The organism is Soonwooa sp. (genome assembly GCF_032062245.1).
GTDB lineage: Bacteria > Bacteroidota > Bacteroidia > Flavobacteriales > Weeksellaceae > Soonwooa.
This window is the reverse complement of sequence record NZ_DAMBQF010000004.1, coordinates 106,740-126,316: the sequence shown is the minus strand read 5'-3', so window position 1 is coordinate 126,316 and position 19,577 is coordinate 106,740. Positions and strand designations below refer to the sequence as shown.

Here is a 19,577-nt window from a genome sequence, read left to right as displayed (position 1 = left end):
ATATAAAAAATGAGTGTTTTTATAGTATTATTCATTACCGCAGTTTTAGCATTATTTGCTGGTGTTTTCGAACAAGGCAAATATTCAAGATACATCGGCATTGCAGGATTGTTAGTAGCTTTATATGTAAGTTATCTTCCAGATTGCGATTTTTTCGCAGCCTACAAAACGATGTTCGATTACAGTACTAATGCTGCTTTGTTTACCAAAATATCTATCGTAACGACTTTGCTAATTTTCTTTATCGGAGGATTTGCATTTAGTAATCATAGAAGCCACCAGTCGGAGTTGTATGCTTTGATGTTGATGTCATTATCTGGAGGAATTGTACTTTTTGGTTATCAAAATTTAGTAACATTATTCATCGGTATCGAAATTCTTTCTATCCCATTATATGTAATGGCAGGAAGTAACAAAACTGACCTTCGCTCTACAGAAGCCTCAATGAAGTATTTCTTAATGGGAGCTTTTGCAACAGGGTTTTTATTATTCGGTGTGGCATTAGTTTACGGATCGGCTGGTAGTTTTGATCTTTATCAAATAAGTTCGTTCGCGATTAACGATCCTAAGAATATGATGCTAATTGTTGGATCAATTCTTATGTTATCCGCAATGGCTTTCAAAGTCTCGTTAGCGCCTTTCCACATGTGGAGTCCAGACGTATACCAAGGTGCACCATCATTGATTACAGCTTTCATGGCAACAGTTGTTAAAATTGCAGGTTTCTATGCGTTCTTAAAATTAATGACCATGGCATTTGGAGGAATCGTAGGAGAATGGATTAACATTGTTGGCGTATTATTAATCGTGACTTTACTTCTAGCAAACGTAATGGGACTGGTACAAACCAACGCAAAACGTATGTTGGCTTACTCGAGTGTTTCTCATGCTGGTTATGTGACGCTAATCTTCTTCGGCATGAATAGCCTTTCACCTTACAACTTAGCATTCTATTTATTCGCTTATTCGTTATCTACGGTTGGTGTTTTCATGGCATTAATCTGGGTAGAAAAAGTGAAAAGAGAAACCTCTTTCAATGCCTTTAACGGTTTAGGAAAAAGACATCCATTGTTGGCAATTGCTGCTGCAGTTTCGATGATATCAATGGCGGGTATTCCTTTAACAGCGGGATTTATGGCTAAGTTTTCGTTATTCAACCAAGCAATTAAAGGTGGTTTCGAATTCTTAGTATTAATCGCAGTTTTCGGTTCTGCATTGAGTATCGCTTATTATTTACGATTAATCATTGCGATGTTTTTCTATAAAGAAAGTACTTTCAAAACTTCAGAAAAAGTAAGCATCACTTACAACATTGTTGCGGTTGTTATTATCTTAGCCATTATCAGTCTAGGTGTTTATCCGGATTTGTTTGTCAAACAATTTGGACTTTAATAAAATTTAAAAAAAGCTTCAGTTCTTCTGAAGCTTTTTTGTTTGCAATAGTGGATAAACAGTAAAAACATTGTATTTTTAGATTCGAAAAATTTCACATGGAACTCATTATCCTAATTGCATTAATATTACTGAACGGCGTTTTTGCAATGTCTGAAATGGCGTTGGTTTCTTCTAGAAAATTCAAGCTAGAAAGTTTGAAAAAGAAAGGAAGTCCCGCTGCTAAAACCGCTCTCAAGCTAATGGACAACCCTACCCGATTTTTGTCAACCGTACAAATTGGGATTACGCTAATTGGGGTTCTTTTAGGTATTTTCAGTGGTGAAAGTATTACAAAAGATTTAAAAAATCTACTTCTAAAAGTGGATGTTCTTGCGCCTTACGCCAATAAAATTGCAATTTCGGGAAGTGTAATTATCATTACCTATTTTTCTATTGTAGTTGGCGAATTATTCCCGAAAAGACTTGGAATGACTTTCCCAGAATCCATCGCCGTTATGTTGGCTAGACCGATGAATTTACTTTCTAAAATTGCTTCGCCATTCGTTTGGTTGTTATCCATTTCTAATGATTTTTTATCTAAAATATTTAGAATTGATGATAAAAACGACAACACGATTTCTGAGGAAGAAATCGTTTCTATGGTGAAAGAAAGTGCGCAAGGCGGCGAAATCTTAAATATAGAACAAGATATTGTAGAACGTGTTTTTGAGCTTGGGGACAGAAAAGCAAGCGCTTTGTACACGCCGAAAAGTGATATGATTATTTTTGATACTCAAGATTCTTGGGACGACATTCGGTACAAAATACAAGACGGAAAACATTCTGCTTATCCCGTTTGCGAAAACAACAACGTAGATAATATTTTAGGAATTGTAATTTTAAAAGACTTGTTTTTAGCCTCAAATACGCCAGATTTTAAAGTTTCAAATTATATAAAAGAGCCTTTATATTTCAATGAAGCTGCAAAAGCTTATCAAGTACTTAATCTGTTCAAAAAAACAAAAATCCATTACGGAATTGTAATCGACGAATATGGAAGCGTAAAAGGCATCATCACTTTAAATGACCTCATCGATGAGCTAGTTGGTGATACGATGCATGATGAAGAAAAAAATCCAGAGATTAAGAAAATAGATAATGACACCTGGATTGTAGATGCAGGAATGGATATTTATGACTTCCTAGATTATTTCAATAAAGAAGAGGAAGAAGAGCACATCAACAACCAATACAACACCGTGGCTGGTTACATAATCAACAATATCAACAATCTACCACAAGTGGATGACGAATTTGAAATAAAAGATCTAAAATACACCATTTTGGAAAAGAACGGACAACGTATTTCTAAGATTAAGATTGAAAAATAAACATGAATTTTGCAACAAAACTACATAACCCAAATCTTACCAAGTGTATCAATATTTTCCTGATTATTGCGACTTATGCAATGATTGTCATTCGATTTTTATTGAATGAAAAAGGTCGCGTCAATCCAGATTCGATTCGATATATGCGACAAGCGCACATGTTGCCAGTTATCGACAATACAACAGCGCCATTAGGCTATCCTTTTGCGATTTGGTTGTTCACTAATTTTGGCTTGGACGAATTCTGGAGCAGTAAAGTTGTTGGACTTTTAGCCTACACAGCAATGTTGGTATTCGCTTGGAAAAAAAAATTCTACTTCAAAGAAATCTTGATGATTTCGGCGCTTTTTAGTTTTGTATCGGTGTTTTCTTACACGATGAGCGAAGCACCAATTTTGCCATTTGTCTTTTGCCTTTTTTATTATTCTAAACAAGTTATAGCCGAAAATTTTAAAGGTTTAAAAGCAGTTTTGATACTGAGTTTGTTTTTAATTATTTGTTATAATATTAGATATAGCGCTTTGTTCTTGATGGCTGGTTTGGGCTGGTTTGGTCTACTGAAAATAAAAACAACTTATGGTAAATACTTTGTTTTATCGGCACTTTTGGGAGTTTTGTTTGTGGTGCTTTTCAAGTTGTTGTATGTCGATTACTTTAATGAAGATTATATCAGAGATTTTCTAAATATTGGACTAAAACCAACTTCTAAACTTCTAACCGAACTATGGCAAGGCCTTGCCACGACTTTTGATCCTTTTGTACATATTGCTGATCCGTCTGGCGGTATTGTCAATTATGGGATCTATGGTATTGGCTTAATCAATATTGGTCTTACTTTATATTTCGTTATTAAAACAAAACATTCGGATTTTGATTTATTATTGCTTTGGACAGGATTTGTTGGTATTGTTTGTTCTTATTTTGTACAATATTTTTATTCGGTTAACGCAATAGATTATCGATTGTTAGCGCCTTTTAGTCTTCCGATTTGGATGTATTATTTTCGAAGATTATGGACGGTTTTTGGGAATTTGACTTATTTAATTTCTGTAGGAAGTTTGTTAACGGGATTTGCTTTTACATGGTTATCAAAAGGAAATTATTTGGAAAACCGTGAAGAAATACAAACTTTTCTAAAAACCGAAAATAAAGAAACAGGAACGATAAAATTTTGGTTAAAATCGGAAGAAGATCTCGGAAATGTACGATCTGCAGAAATTATTAGTACGGTTAATCCGATGATTTATACTACTTTTTCGGCGAAAGATACTTTGGATCCAAAAGTCTTAACGCCTTATCGTGTTGATTCTAAACTAAAAATAAAGAGAAACCAGTTTCAGAAGTTTGATAAGAAATAGCTTGTCGATTTCAAAAAATATGATTTTCTCCGAAATCTGAATTTTCGGTTTTCGGAATAAGATTTTTTGTTATCTTTGATGCAAGGATTGAGTCTTTGGACTAAGAACGAAGGATGGTTATCGATAGCCCCGATTGGCGTGGAAATCCTTTTTGCGAGAGGCTTTGCCGAGCAAAAAGATTGTAACAAAAAGCGGGACAAATTGTCTAAAGTATGAGAAAATTGACTTGCTCCTAAAAAAAAAATTATTAGAAACTATTAAATTTTATAGATATGACTTTACCCAAGTTTTTATTAGCAGACAACACAGATTTTCCAGAAGATCTTTTTGTAGTACATACAGAATATCCTCGTTTTATCCTTAACGTTGAAGAGGAAGAAGTTGAGTGGTTGGATGATCTAGAAGGTGATGACGAAGAAACTTTGGCTAATGAGGCTACTAAAGTAGTTGAAGAGGCTTTCAAATTCTGCGATGCTGAGTTAGCCAAATACGATGACGAAGAAGAAGAGTAATCTAAATCGATATTAAAAAATGAAAACGGAACCCAAAATTGAGTTCCGTTTTTTTATTATTTTTTGTTGAATTTTAGCAACAATAGATTGTCTTTGTACAGCTCTAGACTTTCGCCATTTACGACATATCTGTTAGCTTGTTGTAGCATGTTAAGAAATCCTGTCTCAACACTCATATTCATACAAGCTTTTCTTGTAGATCCAACCTCGCTTGCTGCAAATGTACCTGCTTTGGCATCGATAGCAACGCTGTTAGAAAAATAATTGTTACATCCTGTATTACCCGTAATCTTGCCTGCTTCTACAACCAAAGTCGGCTGCTCGGTGCTTACTTGTTCTGCCAAAACCCAAGAGCTGCCTTCTAATGCAACTTGGTTTCCGCCTTTTTTAACAGAATAGTTAGACGCGGCACATGATGCCAACATAACAGCTGCTGATATTGTAAGAATTAAATGTTTCATAATTTTAAATTTTTATGATTAGCAATGTCTTGCTTTTCTTTTTCAAAGATAAAATTAATTTTTAAAAAAATTAAACATTGTAATAAAAAGAGGCACCACATCTACTATATGGTGCCTTTATTATTTTCAACAAAGAATGAATTACCAAATTTTAACTCTTTCTTCTGGTTTTTTGTACAATTTATCGCCTGGTTTTACGTCGAAAGCTTTGTAGAACGCATCGGTATTAACCAACGGTCCAAAACTTCTAAAATAACCTGGGGAGTGTGGGTCTGTTTTCACTTGCATTGTCATATATTTATCGCTTGATAAAGTTCTCCAAACTGTTGCCCAGCTCAAGAAGAATCTTTGGTCTTGCGTGTAACCACTGATTGTTCCAGGATTTTCTTTATCTTTTAGATACATCTGCAAAGCATCGAAAGCGATATTAACACCTCCTAAATCTGCAATATTTTCACCATTTGTGAAAGTTCCGTTTACGAAAGTTCCTTTTACTGGCTCGTACTTGTCATACTGCGCTGCTAAAGCTTTTGTAGCTTTTTCGAAGTTAGCTTTGTCAGCTGGTGTCCACCAATCTACTAAGTTACCGTCAGCATCAAATTGTGCTCCAGAATCATCGAAACCGTGTGTGATTTCGTGACCGATAACCGCTCCAATTCCACCGAAATTAACCGCTGCATCAGCATTTGGATTGAAGAAAGGCGGCTGAAGAATTGCAGCTGGGAAAACGATTTCGTTGTTTACTGGGTTATAGTAAGCGTTCACCGTTTGCGGCGTCATTCCCCACTCTGTTTTATCAACTGGTTTTCCGATTTTTGCTAAATCCTTACTGTATTGCCATTCTGTGATATTTTGTAGGTTTTTGTACAATGTTCCACCTTGGTTTTCAGAAAGGATTGTCAGTTTAGAATAATCTTTCCAAGTGTCTGGATAAGCTACTTTAACCGTGAATTTATTTAACTTTTCTAAAGCTTTAGTTTTTGTAGTTTGAGACATCCAAGAAAGATTTTTGATGTGCACATCGAAACTCTTCTTAAGATAATCTATCAATTCTACCATTTGCGCTTTTGCAGAAGCTGGGAAGTATTTTTCAACATACAATTTACCAAAAGCTTCACCCAAAGTACCGTTAATTAACTGGTAACCTCTTTTGTTCAAAGCTCTTTGCTCTTGTTGCCCACTTAGATATTTACCATAGAAATCAAATCTCATATCGCCCAATTTTTGGCTTAAATAAGAAGCACTTCCGTGAATCATGTGGAACTTCAGATAATCTTTAATTAAAGGTAAATTTTTGTCGTTAAAGAATTTATCAAAACTCTTGTAATAACCCAATTCACCAATAATTGCTTTATCAGTTGTTACACCAACGCTTTTAAGATAAGCAGGAAGATCTACATTTTTAACCAAAGTTTTAAGTTCAGCCATTGTTTTTGGATTATACATTAAAGTATTATCACGGCTTTGCTCGTTTGTTAAATAAGTTTTAGCGATTTGCTTTTCAAAATCAACGATTTTCTTAGCAACTTCGTCAGCGTTTTTGTAACCGATTTCTTTTAGCATCGAAGCAACATATTTCTGATACTCAGCTAAAGTTTCTGTGTTTTTTTCATTTACTTTTTGGTAATAATCTCTTCCTAAACCTAAAGAAGCGTCACCAAGATAGATAGCATTCATTTTAGAATCCTTCAAATCTGCATCAACACCCCAACCGTACAAAGTATTTTCTCCTTCTTTGGTTACAGAAATCATATATTTTTGCAAATCAGCCATGTTTTTGATAGCATCAATTCTATCCAAATTGGCTTGAATTGGCTTAATTCCCTCAGCGTTACGCTTGTCCATATTCATGTAAGTAGCGTACAAATCCTGGATTTTTTTACCCTCACTTCCGTCAGCGAATTTATCCTTCAAAAGTGAATTCAAAATCGTCATAGAGTTGTTATCTGTATCCTCAGCAAGTTTGTTAAAACTTCCCCAAGTTGGCTTGTCTGCTGGAATCTTTGCAGTTTTCATCCAAGAACCATTTACATAATTGTAGAAATCATCCTGTGGACGAACCGATTTGTCCATAGCAGAAAGGTCTAGACCGTTTTCTTTTGTTTGGCTCATCGTAGTTTTATTTTGTGCATGAACTAAAGTCTGTGAACAAACTCCTGCTAACAAAAATAGTGAGATTGTAAGTTTTTTCATTTAATATAATTTGTTGAAATATGTCGTAAAAACTTTGTTTTTGTTACGGAACCAAATGTAATTTTTTTTGAAATGTTTTTTCGTTTAAAAAAAATAAACAAACTGTACTTTCATGAAGTAAATTAAAATTTCGCAACTTTAATATTGTACTTAATTTAAAATTCTATTACGGGTTGGTGGCAATATCTTTTACGTTTCCTGTTCGTTTAAGGAAGCCCCAAGTTTTTAATTCGCCTTGTAAAGCTTTTCTTAAACTTCGGAACAAAACAATGTACATCAACCATCTGTAACCAAATCTTTGTGGAATGATGTAGAATAAATCTGTCCATTTTTCCTTTTGCATAAAGAATGCGATAAAGGCTAAAGCGGCATCCACAACCAAAAACAATAAATAGTAGGTGAAAATCTTGCTGCCATTTCCTGATAAAATTCCGAAAAACATAATTAAATCTGCCAACGGCGAGAAAAACGGAATAATGTACTGGAACAACAAAATATTCGGCATCGCCCAAAGTCCCAAACCTTTGTATTTTGGATTGAGGAAAGTTTGACGCTGTTTCCAGAACATTTGCATAATGCCGTAAGTCCAACGGAAACGCTGTTTTAGGAATTGTTTTACGCTTTCTGGAGCTTCGGTAATTGCAACAGCTTTATTTTCGTTGGCAATCGTGTAGCCGTTTTTCAAAATTTTAACCGTTAAATCGCAATCTTCCGCCAAAGTATCCGACGAATAACCACCCGCTTCATCAATCACCGATTTTCGGAAAGCACCAATCGCACCAGGAATTACCGTAATCGCATTGATGTTCGCATAAGCCAATCTATCAAAATTCTGGCTCGTCGTATATTCAATCGATTGCCATCTTGTAAGCCAATTGACGCGGTTTCCGACTTTTACATTTCCTGCAACAGCGGCGATATTTTCGTCTTCTTTAGCATTTAAAAATCGAGCGATTAAATATTTTACAGCATCTTGCTCCAATTTGGTGTCCGCATCGATACAAACCACATATTCGTCGTCTGTTTGCGAGATTCCATAGTTGAGCGCAGTTGCTTTTCCGCCATTTATTTTAGTTAAAATTTTAAGTTTAGATTCGCTGGAAAAAGCTTCTTTTAGCTTTTCCAAAGTCGCATCTTTACTGCCATCATCAACAAATACTATATCAAAATTAGGATAAGTTTGATTCAATAAATTTCGAAGTGATGAAACAATATTCACTTCTTCATTATAAGCTGGAACGATAATCGAAACTTTCGGATAAACTTCCAAAACTGGAAATCCACCAAGTTTTTTCTCTTTTTTATGTTCGCGAATTGCCCAATAAAGCATGAGCAATAATCGGATGATTCCGAGGCCAATAAAAATCGCAAATAATGCCACCAAGAAATGACTTACACCATAAATAACGGTTGCCAAAACCAAGTTAAGTTGCATAATATAATATGCTTTGGTTTTTGGAACTTCTGGCATTAATTCTCTTTTACTTTTGTGCAAAATTGTTGTCAAATTCGTGAAATGATAACCTTGTTTTTGCAGCATCGGAATTAAAATTTTCAAAGCTTTCACCGTTTCCGCACGCGAATCACCACCTGCGTCATGAAGCAAAATAATGTTTCCACGTTCTTTTTTTAAACCATCCAAAACTCGGGCAACAATTTTGTCCGCTTTTACGCCTGGTTCCCAATCTTCGGGGTCGATATTTTCGCCTATATCCAAATAATTTTGTTGTCTCGCCAAAGCCACCGGAATAATTTCCTCGGGCGTTGTAGGCTCGGAATCCGCATTATAAGGCGCACGGAACAAAATCGTGCTATGTCCAGTCACACATTCTATAAGAAGTCGCGTTAATTTTAATTCCATTAAAGCGCGCTCTGGGGCGACTTTTGCAATATTTTCGTGCGTGAAAGTGTGGTTTCCGATTTCGTGACCTTCTTTGTAAATACGTTTTACGAGTGGCAAATTTTTCTCGGCATTAATTCCGACCAAAAAGAAAGCAGCTGGAACATGATATTTTGATAAAACATCCAAAATTTGAGGTGTATAAGTCTCATCTGGACCGTCATCAAAGGTTAAAACCAATTGCTTTTGTGGCGCTGCGCCATATTTTTTAACCTCATATGAACTTGGATAAGTCACATAATTTTCATCCGTGATAATTTGTTCGTTATGGTCAACTTCTAACTTAATTTTACCATCGTGTGGCGTATTCAGAACATCCAAAACTTCGCCGTCACCGATGTAATCGACCATGGTTTGCCCTTTTACATTTTGAAGTTTTTGAACATTAAATTTCTGAATTCCGTCATAAGTTAAATCCTGATTGTAATACAACCAAGTTCTGCTGTCTTCACTTCCCAAACGCCACAAAGCCGTTCCTGCCAACGGATATTCCGAAGCGAAACGCATTGTATTAAACAACGAAGCCGCATCATTAAAATAAACGGTATGCGTGTTTTTTTGACTGTCTTGATAAGAATAATTGAGGTTAAAAGTATTGTCATCAAAATTGATAGAAGCCTTACTGGCATTGGCTTTTGTAATAGCTTGCATGTAAGTTCCGAGGTGTTTTGGTCTTTGTTAGAACTCCAATCATAGCCATAAGCTCCGAGTCCCAAAATAACTTTTTGAGGACTTGTTTTTTTAATCATTTTATCGGTTTGCGCTTCAATCCATTTTTGAGATGAAACTGGCCCTGCATCGCTATCCGCAGAATATTCGTCGTAAGCCATCAACACAAAATAATCTACGTAAGGGTCAAGTTTTTGAATGTTGTAATCGTCATTATCTGTCATCACATCCATCGTAATTAAAAGATTATTTTTCTTGAAAACCGTCCTCAAATCTTTCATAAAATCTACCAAAACTTGGTCTGAATTAAGATTTAAATCTTCGAAGTCGATGTTTATTCCTTTGAAATTATTTTTCACACATTGTGTCGCAACTTTATCAATCAAAGCCATACGTTTTACAGGATCGCCCAAAATCTTCCCAATACCTTCTGAATGGAATTCCTGATTGGAGTTGTTACTCAAAATTGGCATCGCAGCCACTCCAGTTCTTTTAATGATTTTGTAACCTTCGGGATCCATTTGCGTTTTTAAATCGCCCGTTTTAGCATCAATAAAAAACCATTCTGGAAAGACAAGATTTAGGTTTTTGATATTTCTTTTTAAAGACATCAAAGATTGCGGATCCCACGCAACATAGAAAGCAGAGCGAATCCCAGCAGGAAATTGATACCAGTTTTTGCTTTGATTTTTTACACGATCTTCTCTAGCTTTTGTGATTTTTTCTTCATTGGTTTTCATCCCTTTCGCATGAATAAAACTTCTAAAACCTTGATATTCTTTAGAAATTTTGTTCTCTTGCAAAAAAGGTTTATTAGCCGAAATCACAGCTTTGAAATCTTCATGAAAAGGAAGTTGGGGATTTTTGTCTAACTTCATCATTAGCGCTAAAGCCCCGAAAAGTAGCACGATACAGAAGATAATGATACGGCTACTCCATTTTACATTTCTCCAACGTTTTGTATTTTCCGTTTGAAAAATTTGTCTTGATTTTTCCACTTTCTACTCTCTTTTTTCTGATGTGCAAAGATTTACAAGAACCATGAAAAACAACTTAATTTGAACTTAAAATAAAATTAAATTTTAACAAAAAACTCGCTTCTCAAAATTGAAAAGCGAGTTGATTTTTTATTGTAAAAACAATCTATTTTACTGCTGCATCATAACGTTTTGAGATTTCGTCCCAGTTAACCACGCTCCATAAAGCAGTTAAATAATCTGCACGTTTGTTTTGATATTTCAAATAATAAGCGTGTTCCCAAACATCAATTGCGAAAATTGGTGTTCCTTTAACTTCCGCAACATCCATCAACGGATTATCTTGGTTCGCAGTTGATGTAATTGCTAATTTTTTATCCGGTGTAACGATTAACCATGCCCATCCAGACCCAAACCTGTCAGCTCCAGCTTTTGCCATTTTTTCTTTAAAAGCCTCTATAGTTCCAAAATTATCTGTAATTGCTTTGGCTAATTTTGCAGACGCTTTTGTGTCTTTTTTCGGTGTTAAAACCGTCCAAAATAACTCGTGATTATAATGTCCGCCCGCATTATTTCTTACAGCAGGCGACTCTTTAGAAATATGAGAAAGAATCGTGAAAAGACTTTCCTTTTCCATCGGTGTTCCCGCAATCGCTTTGTTGAGATTTGCGGTATATCCAGCTGCATGTTTGCTGTAATGAATTTCCATTGTTTGTGCATCCACGGCAGCTTCTAGAGCATTATACGCATAAGGAAGTGGTGCCTGTTTAAATTGTGCCGACATAAAACTTGAAGCCATCAAAAAACCGATAGCTGCTATTTTCAATACTTTCATTTTTAAAATTTTCGATTAAACATTAATTTAATTGTCTTAAAGATACTTTATTCATGCCTTAAACAACGTACCGTTAACATTAATTAACGCCTATTTTAGAAGTTTTTTGATGTCTTCAATCAAAAGTTCGCGGTCTGGATGAAATTTTCCAACTAAACTGGTTTTGGTTCCCGCTTCGTCTTCGTAATTGAGTCCAGAATAATACAAAATTGGCATTCCATCTTTCCCAAAACGACAACGGATGTTTCCATCTTTATCTACCAAAGCAATTTCTCCGCTGTGGTTTAGACTTTCCGCTTTGTCTTTTTGGTCTCCAACATAAATATCAAATTTCTTGGCAATGTCACCAATGTAAGTTCGATCACCAGTCAAAAAATGCCAGTTTGGAGATTTAGCACCGATTTTTTTTGCGTGTTCTTTTAAAATTTCGGGTGTATCATTTTCGGGATCGATACTTATAGATATTATTCCAAAATTTGGATCGTTGATTTCTTCTTCGATGTGTCGCATATTGGTATTCATCACAGGGCAAATCGTTGGACATCGACTAAAGAAAAACTCCACCAAATAGACTTTCCCGAGCATATCTTTGTTGGTAATCGTTTTATTATTTTGATCTTTTAAAGAAAATTCTGGGACTTTCATCACCGTAAAAAGCGACGAATTCATGTATTGTCGAACACCAAAAACCAAAGCAGCAATCAGTAGAATTACCAAAATGGGAATCCATGTTTTTTTTGATTTTGAAGTTTGGGTATTTTCGGTTGTTGACATTTTATTTTAAATAAGAATTTGGATTTTTCTTAAATTCATCTTTACACATCGAACTGCAAAAACCATAAACCTGACCTTTATAAGTCAAGGTATCACTAAGATGCTCAGCGGTTTTCATGTGACAAACAGGGTCTTCTTCATTTACCACTTTTGCCGAGATTTTAAGTCCAGATTCCATTTCGGAAGCGTGTTTAACTTCAAGATTTTTCTTTTCACAAGAAATCAATGCAAAAGCGACTGCTCCAATTAAAACTAAATTTTTCATAAATGAATTATAAACCTATCAAAGCTACAAAAGAAAATATTGATGCGAGAATTTCAGACAATGAGAATTATCAATGATTCTGCACCAACATCGCCACCAAATCTTGCAAAATACGTTGTGCAACGAAATTCATAAAATCTGTGCGCTCCATATAAGGCAAATGCAAATGCGAAACTTTCTCTATATCGTCGATTCGAATTGAGTAAAAAACGGTTCCGACATCTTTGCCATCTTCTCCTTTGCTCGGTCCAGCAACACCAGTCGTAGAAAGACAAATATCTGTCCCAAAGAGTTTTTGTCCACCACGAGCCATTTCTAAAGCGACTTCTTCGCTAACAACTGTATTTTTAGTAACAGTTTCATCAGAAACTTTTAAAATATCGATTTTCTTTTGGGTTGCATAAGTAACAATTCCGCCAAGAAAGTATTTAGAACTTCCCGAAACCGACGTTATTAATTTTGAAACTTCGCCACCAGTACAGCTTTCCGTTGTTGAAATAGTAAGTTTTCGATCCGTCAAAATTTCGCCTAAAATCTTTTCGATTTTATCTTCATAAGTTGCAATTACGTTTTCACCAATAATTTTTAATAAAGATTGAATTTGCGTTTCAACATCATTTTCTAATTGTGAAAAATCTTTTCCAGAAGCGGTAATTCTCAGTTTCACACGGTTACCAATTGGCAGATAAGACAACAAAATGTGAGAAGGCAAATAATCTTCCCAATCTGCGATTCGTTCAGCCAAAATACTTTCGGGAACGTTAACCACCGAGACAATTCTCGTAAAAATAGAATCGAGCTCGAATTTCTCTTTTAAATAAGGAAGAATTTTATCTTTTATCAAAGGTTTTACTTCGTAAGGAACGCCTGGCAACGAGAAAACCAATTTGCCATTTTGCTCAATCATCTGACAAGGCGCTGTGCCGAAATCGTTTTGAAAAACCACAGCTTTTGATAAAACGTCGGCTTGACTTTTATTTAATTCCAACAAATCTTGTCGATTTCTGGAAATCAAATATTCCGACAAATGCTTAAATGTTTTTTCGTCCGAAATTAATTTATCATCAAAAAATTCCAGAAAAGCTTTTTTGGTTTTATCATCTCTGGTTGGTCCCAATCCGCCCGTTGTTATCACCAAATCACCTAAATCAAAAGCGTCTTTTAACGTAGATTTAATCACTTCTATTTCATCCGAAATCGTGAAAATTTGTTTTACAGAAATCCCGATGGATTTTAGCTCTGTTGCAATAAAGTTGGAATTGGTGTCAATGGTGTTTCCAGAAAGGATTTCATCGCCGATGGTGATGAGAATGGCGTTTTTCATATTTGAAATTTACAGGACAAATGTCGGTAAAAGTCCGCAAATCTTTTTAAATTTAATAAAGTTTAAAACAGATTTAAGATTATACATCCTCCATCCTTTGCTTGATTTAAAAAAAATACAAATATGCCCTGAAATCCTGACGCTTATAATCAATTTAAAAATATTAGATACAAACCTTTTTTTGATTTGATGGACTTGATCAAGATAAAAATAATATGAGCGCCATCGATTTGGGTTGCGGAATTGGCGAACAAACGTCGATTCTTGCAGAAAAATTTTCGACGTCCAAATTTTTACGAATTGACTCATCACCCGAAATGTTAGAACAGTCGAAAGTCTTTAAAAAAGAAAATTTAAATTTTAAAATATCAACAACCGAAGCGATTATCGAAGATGACAAAACTTGGGATTTAATCTTTAGTAATGCGTCTTTGCAATGGTCGGACAATCATCAAAAATTGTTTCCTAAAATTATTTCTAAACTAAATAAAGCTGGACAATTGGCTATGCAAATGCCTTATCAATCAGAAAATAAACTTAACCAAATACTTTTCGATTTAGCGGTAGAGCAAGCTTACAAATCCCAACTTAACAACTGGAATCGCAAATCGGCGGTTTTAAGCATTGATGAGTACGCGAAAATCTTTTTTGAGAACGGATTGTCCGATTTAGATTTATCGTTCAGAATTTACCCTATTATCGCTGAAAGTCATGATCAGCTATTTGATTTTATTTCGGGTTCAGCTTTAATTCCGTATTTAGAAAATATGGATGAGGCGCATCGCGAGGATTTTATCAAGAAATATAAAAATCGAATCGCGGACAATTTCCCAAAACTCCCAGCGATCTATGCTTTTAAAAGACTTTTATTTTATGGAAAGAAATCTTAGTTATGAGTAAGCTTTTTTGAAATCGTTTAAAAGTTCGTCAAGTTTGTGGCGTTCTACGAAGACTTTTTTCTCTTCGTCGTAACGTGGCGATTTGTAAGTCACTTCATGAAAAGACATACTGCCGTTGCCAACTTTTTGGATTTTAATAACATTGATACCCAATTTTTCTAGTTCTTGCTTGAAAGCCTGAAACTCGTCTTCGATACTGAACATATTAATAATTTTTGTAAAAATAAAAAAAGCATCCTTAACCCAATCGTTATAGATGCTTTTTCTTACTAACTAAAATTTTTAATCTTAATCGACAATTTCATATTCGATTGGAAGATGACCTGCTGATAGGCTACCAATCTCTTCAAAGGCTGCTCTCGACATATCAAACGCTCTACTTTTTGTAAAAGGACCTCTATCATTAATTCTTACCACTACACTTTTACCATTACGAAGATTCGTAATTTTCACCTTTGTCCCAAACGGGATTGTTCTGTTAGCAGCTGTAAGGTCGTCGTTATCGAAAATCTCACCGCTTGCTGTTTTTCTACCTTCAAACTTATCGTGGTAGTACGATGCAAAACTTGTTTTAGCATCTGTGGCATCACTCTTGTAAGTAAAAGAGAAAATACCAAGTGTTGAAATCATCATTATGATTACTAGAATGAATCTTTTCATCATGTTGAACATTTTTTTAGTTGTTTTGACGCCGCAAAGTTATCTCGAAATGACTTCAACCCGCAAATTCGAGGGCGACAAGTCTTAAAATTATGTTAAAATTAAATTAACACAAGCTCTAAGTCTTTTATTTACAGTCATTTTCAAAGATTGTTAAAGAATGTTAATTTTATCTTGATTTTGTTAATTTTTAAAAGAAAATCTAATATTACAAAAAGCTTAAAATCTACTTAAAACATTGATATATAAGGTTTTTTAATATTTATTATGAATTTCATATTTTTAAACATATAATAAATCTAAAGCGGTTTTATAAAAAATTCAAAAATTAAAATAGATGAAAATATTATCATATTCGTAAAAATAATATCAAATAGCAATCAATACTTTAAAATATTAAAATTTACAAACATTTAAAACAAATAAAACACTGATTTACAATAGATTAAATCAAAAACAGACAAAATTTAAGAAAAACGAAAATTTGAGCATAAAAAAACCTTGAGGAAGTCTCAAGGTTTTGTGTTTATTTGGTTTTAAAACTAAACTAATTCGCCATACAAATCGAACTCTTCAGCCGATGTAATCTTGACATCCGCAAACTCACCAATCGATATATAAGTATCTGTAGCCTCAACTAACACTGTGTTATCAACATCTGGAGAATCAAACTCGGTACGTCCAACAAAGTAATTTCCTTCTTTACGATCGAAAATACAACGATAAACCTTTCCAATTCTTTCCTGATTCTTCTCCCAAGAAATTTGCGATTGCAACTCCATAATTTCTTCTACACGCGCCTCTTTAAGCTCTTGCGGGATGTCATCTTCTAGAACATGCGCCGTTGTGTTCTCCTCATGCGAATAAGTGAAACAACCCAAACGGTCAAAACGCTGCTCTCGAACCCAATCTTTTAATTCTTGAAAACGTTCTTCCGTCTCACCTGGATATCCAACAATTAAAGTTGTACGAATTGCCATATCAGGAACTTTCTCACGGAATTTTGCTAAAAGAGCATTAGTCTTCTCATGTGTTGTACCACGTTTCATAGACTTCAACAAATCCGAATTGATATGTTGTAAAGGTATATCTATATAGTTGCAAATCTTTGGTTCTTCACGAATAATATCTAAAACATCTTCTGGGAAACCCGATGGGAAGGCGTAATGCAATCTAATCCACTCGATACCTTCAACCTTGATTAATTCTTTTAATAATTCGCCAAGTGCACGTTTTTTATAAATATCAAGACCATAATAAGTCAAATCTTGAGCAATAAGAATTAATTCTTTAGTGCCTTTTTTAGCTAATTTGGAAGCCTCTTCAACCAACTTTTCTATCGGTGTCGAAACGTGTCCTCCACGCATTAAAGGAATGGCACAAAACGAACATGGTCTGTCGCAACCTTCAGAAATTTTAAGGTAGGCATAATGCTTCGGTGTTGTTGTTAAACGTTCGCCCACTAATTCGTGTTTGTAATCAGCACCAAGATGCTTCAGTAAAATAGGTAAATCACGCGTCCCAAAATATTGGTCAACATCAGGAATCTCACGAATTAAATCTGGCTTGTAACGCTCTGACAAACATCCCGTCACAAAAACTTGCTCTACCTCTCCTCTACTTTTCGCTTCAACATAGTCCAAAATCGTATTAATAGATTCTTCTTTGGCATTGTCAATAAATCCACAAGTGTTAATGACCACGATGTCTCCTTTGTCTTCATGAACGACCTCTTTGCCATTAGCTTGCAACTGTCCCATAAGAACTTCGGAGTCGTAGACATTCTTAGAACAACCCAGTGTTACTATATTAATTTTCTTTTTACCTGTTGATTTTGTACGCATTATTAAGAATTTGAGTTTGCAAATTTAGGAATAAAAAAAGAACCAAAATTTGGTTCTTTAATATTTATAAAAATTGTTCATCTTTAAAGCTAGGGGATTGTTTATCTTTTTCTGAAAGAATTACATTTTCTAAAGGAATTTGCCAATCGATTCCAAGATATGGATCATCCCAAGCTACGGCACCTTCCGAGTCTCTTTGATAAAAATTATCACATTTGTAAGAAAACACGGCTGTATCACTTAGTACGGAAAAACCATGACCAAAACCTCTTGGAACATAAAGTTGTAACTTGTTTTCCGCAGATAATTCAATGCCGAACCATTTTCCATAAGTTGGAGAATCTTTTCTAAGATCAACTGCAACATCATATACTTTTCCTTCAAGACAAGATACTAATTTTGCTTGTGCATGCTCTCCTTTCTGCAAATGTACTCCTCTAACTACGCCATAGGAAGATTTAGAAATGTTATCTTGAACAAAATGCCCATTCATACCCGTTAATTTTTCGAATTTATTTTCATTAAATTTTTCAAAAAAATAACCTCTTGCATCTTCAAAAATAGTAGGTTCTATTATATAACAATCTTTTAGTGGGGTTTCTTTAATCGTCATTATTATTATTGCGTTGGTTGAAGTTTCTTCTGTTCTTGTTCAAAAACTGCTTTTTTTAATCCAGAAGTAGAGAAACGATGATCTCTTTTATTATAATAAATTTCAATACCTTTCTCCTCACAATATTGCTTACCTGTGAAGTCTGCATCACGATAGTCATCCCCAATTATACGAACATCGATAACAAAAGATTTTAGGATATCCATAAGATCCTCCTCGGTGTTATATGGAACAATCTCATCAACCGAACGACATGCTTTTAGTTGAATATAACGTTCAACGATGGATTGTGTGGGTTTATTCTTATGTGGTCTATCCAAGGTGGGATCCAATTGTAAAGCAACAATTAAATAATCACAGACAGTTTTTGCTTCTTCCAACATTTTGATATGCCCCGCATGTAACAAGTCGAAAGCGGAAAATGTAATTCCAATTTTTTGAGTTTTCATTTCATTAATTTTCAACAAAAATATTAAATTTAGATTAATATCCAATTATAGCAGCGCATCTAAGATTTATCTTATATGATATTTCTTTACCAAATTTTGTTTTAATCCTAAGTAAACTAAACTACCAACAACTAGCAAACCAATTGCCATTAACCATTGAAAATTCACAGATTGGGTGGTTGAATAAATAATTAACAAACCTACTACCAACTGAACGCTACCATAAACTGTCGATATCAATAAACGGTTTGTTTTATTTTCATTTGCAAAAAACTGATATAAATGCGAACGGTGAGCTTCAAAGATATTTTCTTTTTTTAAAAGTCTTCTTATAATTGTTAAAACCGTATCTAACCCGTAAACTAATAAAAATAAAATGTAGATAATATTGCCTGTTTGTACAATTAGTTTTGCTAAAAGAAAAAGTATAATAAAAGCCATTGCAACAGACCCTACGTCTCCCGCAAAACATTTTGCTTTATTTCTAAAATTAAAAAATCCAAAAACCAAGCATGACAAAATCGTATAATAAATAAGATCTTGATCAACAAATCCTAGAGAATTATTTACAATCGCTAATAAAATAAGTACAGCTAAACTGTTTGAAACAGTTATTCCATTAATACCGTCCATAAAGTTGTATGCATTAATTGTCCCTACAGAAACGACAAGAGCAATTGGTATAATCCACCATGCAAGAAAAAATAAGCCTACTTGATAAAACATTAATATCATACTAACCAATTGTACAAGAAGTCTTATTCTATTAGATAAAGTCATAACATCATCCATAAAACTAATAAGCGTGATTAATGTTAATCCTAAAAAAAAATAGGGATACTGAAAATCTGAAACGATAAAGTATATTACCGTAGCAAAATAAAAAATAACTCCTCCACCACGCAAGGTAATCTGCGTGTGAGAACTCCTCTCGTTCGGTTTGTCTATAATATTGAATTTATCTGCAATTTTGAAGTAAACAAGCTCCGCAACAATGAGTGAAATAAATACAATTAAGTAAATCATTTTTTATAAATTAGTCAGCACAAAAATACATCTTTACAGAATAAAAAAATAAT

General features: G+C 34.4%; 19 protein-coding genes. 5 read left to right on the top strand and 14 right to left on the bottom strand.

The window, feature by feature from the left end:
- The first annotated feature begins 9 nt into the window (after nt 1-9).
- The 4 genes from RT037_RS04205 (at nt 10) to RT037_RS04190 (ending at nt 4,635) form a co-directional block, all read left to right on the top strand.
- Nucleotides 10-1,392, top strand: coding sequence for an NADH-quinone oxidoreductase subunit N (locus tag RT037_RS04205; RefSeq protein ID WP_313028383.1), 1,383 nt, complete (start codon nt 10-12; stop codon nt 1,390-1,392).
- 98 nt (nt 1,393-1,490) lie between these two features.
- Nucleotides 1,491-2,765 carry a hemolysin family protein gene (locus RT037_RS04200; RefSeq protein WP_313028380.1) on the top strand — a complete coding sequence of 425 codons (1,275 nt, stop codon included), beginning with the start codon at nt 1,491-1,493 and terminating at the stop codon, nt 2,763-2,765.
- A gap of 2 nt (nt 2,766-2,767) precedes the next feature.
- Nucleotides 2,768-4,123 carry a hypothetical protein gene (locus RT037_RS04195; protein ID WP_313028378.1) on the top strand — a complete coding sequence of 452 codons (1,356 nt, stop codon included), beginning with the start codon at nt 2,768-2,770 and terminating at the stop codon, nt 4,121-4,123.
- A 272-nt stretch (nt 4,124-4,395) separates the two neighbouring features.
- Nucleotides 4,396-4,635 carry a hypothetical protein gene (locus RT037_RS04190; protein ID WP_079666841.1) on the top strand — a complete coding sequence of 80 codons (240 nt, stop codon included), beginning with the start codon at nt 4,396-4,398 and terminating at the stop codon, nt 4,633-4,635.
- Nucleotides 4,636-4,691: 56 nt separating this feature from the next.
- Here the strand turns inward: RT037_RS04190 and RT037_RS04185 are convergent, their stop codons facing one another.
- The 8 genes from RT037_RS04185 to RT037_RS04150 all read right to left on the bottom strand — a co-directional run bounded on the left by RT037_RS04185 (nt 4,692) and on the right by RT037_RS04150 (nt 14,033).
- Nucleotides 4,692-5,096 carry an META domain-containing protein gene (locus tag RT037_RS04185; protein WP_313028376.1) on the bottom strand — a complete coding sequence of 135 codons (405 nt, stop codon included), beginning with the start codon at nt 5,094-5,096 and terminating at the stop codon, nt 4,692-4,694.
- A 141-nt stretch (nt 5,097-5,237) separates the two neighbouring features.
- Nucleotides 5,238-7,289, bottom strand: coding sequence for a M13 family metallopeptidase (locus RT037_RS04180; RefSeq protein WP_313028375.1), 2,052 nt, complete (start codon nt 7,287-7,289; stop codon nt 5,238-5,240).
- A 166-nt stretch (nt 7,290-7,455) separates the two neighbouring features.
- Complete coding sequence (locus tag RT037_RS04175; protein ID WP_313028435.1) at nt 7,456-9,540, bottom strand: glycosyltransferase; 2,085 nt, start codon at nt 9,538-9,540, stop codon at nt 7,456-7,458.
- A 59-nt stretch (nt 9,541-9,599) separates the two neighbouring features.
- A complete protein-coding gene (locus tag RT037_RS04170) occupies nt 9,600-10,856 on the bottom strand; it encodes a glycosyl hydrolase family 18 protein (RefSeq protein ID WP_313028373.1) in 1,257 nt (418 codons plus the stop codon).
- Nucleotides 10,857-11,001: 145 nt separating this feature from the next.
- Complete coding sequence (locus RT037_RS04165; RefSeq protein ID WP_313028371.1) at nt 11,002-11,670, bottom strand: superoxide dismutase; 669 nt, start codon at nt 11,668-11,670, stop codon at nt 11,002-11,004.
- A 90-nt stretch (nt 11,671-11,760) separates the two neighbouring features.
- Complete coding sequence (locus tag RT037_RS04160) at nt 11,761-12,444, bottom strand: SCO family protein (RefSeq protein ID WP_313028370.1); 684 nt, start codon at nt 12,442-12,444, stop codon at nt 11,761-11,763.
- Between the two features lies 1 nt (nt 12,445).
- Nucleotides 12,446-12,709: a YHS domain-containing protein gene (locus RT037_RS04155; RefSeq protein ID WP_313028369.1), complete on the bottom strand. Its 264-nt coding sequence runs from the start codon at nt 12,707-12,709 to the stop codon at nt 12,446-12,448.
- A gap of 70 nt (nt 12,710-12,779) precedes the next feature.
- Nucleotides 12,780-14,033 carry a CinA family nicotinamide mononucleotide deamidase-related protein gene (locus tag RT037_RS04150; RefSeq protein WP_313028367.1) on the bottom strand — a complete coding sequence of 418 codons (1,254 nt, stop codon included), beginning with the start codon at nt 14,031-14,033 and terminating at the stop codon, nt 12,780-12,782.
- A gap of 215 nt (nt 14,034-14,248) precedes the next feature.
- On the opposite strand from RT037_RS04150, the gene RT037_RS04145 reads away from it, so the two are divergent.
- Nucleotides 14,249-14,923, top strand: a complete 675-nt coding sequence (locus tag RT037_RS04145) for a methyltransferase domain-containing protein (RefSeq protein ID WP_313028366.1) — start codon at nt 14,249-14,251, stop codon at nt 14,921-14,923.
- Here RT037_RS04145 and RT037_RS04140 read toward each other — a convergent pair whose 3' ends face one another.
- The 6 genes from RT037_RS04140 to RT037_RS04115 form a co-directional block, all read right to left on the bottom strand.
- Complete coding sequence (locus RT037_RS04140; protein ID WP_313028365.1) at nt 14,924-15,136, bottom strand: hypothetical protein; 213 nt, start codon at nt 15,134-15,136, stop codon at nt 14,924-14,926.
- An 84-nt stretch (nt 15,137-15,220) separates the two neighbouring features.
- Nucleotides 15,221-15,595: a septal ring lytic transglycosylase RlpA family protein gene (locus tag RT037_RS04135; RefSeq protein WP_313028364.1), complete on the bottom strand. Its 375-nt coding sequence runs from the start codon at nt 15,593-15,595 to the stop codon at nt 15,221-15,223.
- Between the two features lie 539 nt (nt 15,596-16,134).
- A complete protein-coding gene (rimO, locus tag RT037_RS04130; protein ID WP_313028362.1) occupies nt 16,135-17,436 on the bottom strand; it encodes a 30S ribosomal protein S12 methylthiotransferase RimO in 1,302 nt (433 codons plus the stop codon).
- Nucleotides 17,437-17,500: 64 nt separating this feature from the next.
- Nucleotides 17,501-18,049 (bottom strand): dTDP-4-dehydrorhamnose 3,5-epimerase, encoded by a 549-nt coding sequence (gene rfbC, locus RT037_RS04125; protein WP_313028361.1) that lies wholly within the window; start codon nt 18,047-18,049, stop codon nt 17,501-17,503.
- A gap of 5 nt (nt 18,050-18,054) precedes the next feature.
- Nucleotides 18,055-18,498, bottom strand: a complete 444-nt coding sequence (locus tag RT037_RS04120; protein ID WP_312323101.1) for an adenylyltransferase/cytidyltransferase family protein — start codon at nt 18,496-18,498, stop codon at nt 18,055-18,057.
- Nucleotides 18,499-18,564: 66 nt separating this feature from the next.
- A complete protein-coding gene (locus RT037_RS04115; RefSeq protein WP_312323100.1) occupies nt 18,565-19,524 on the bottom strand; it encodes a glycosyltransferase family 4 protein in 960 nt (319 codons plus the stop codon).
- Nucleotides 19,525-19,577: the final 53 nt, after the last annotated feature.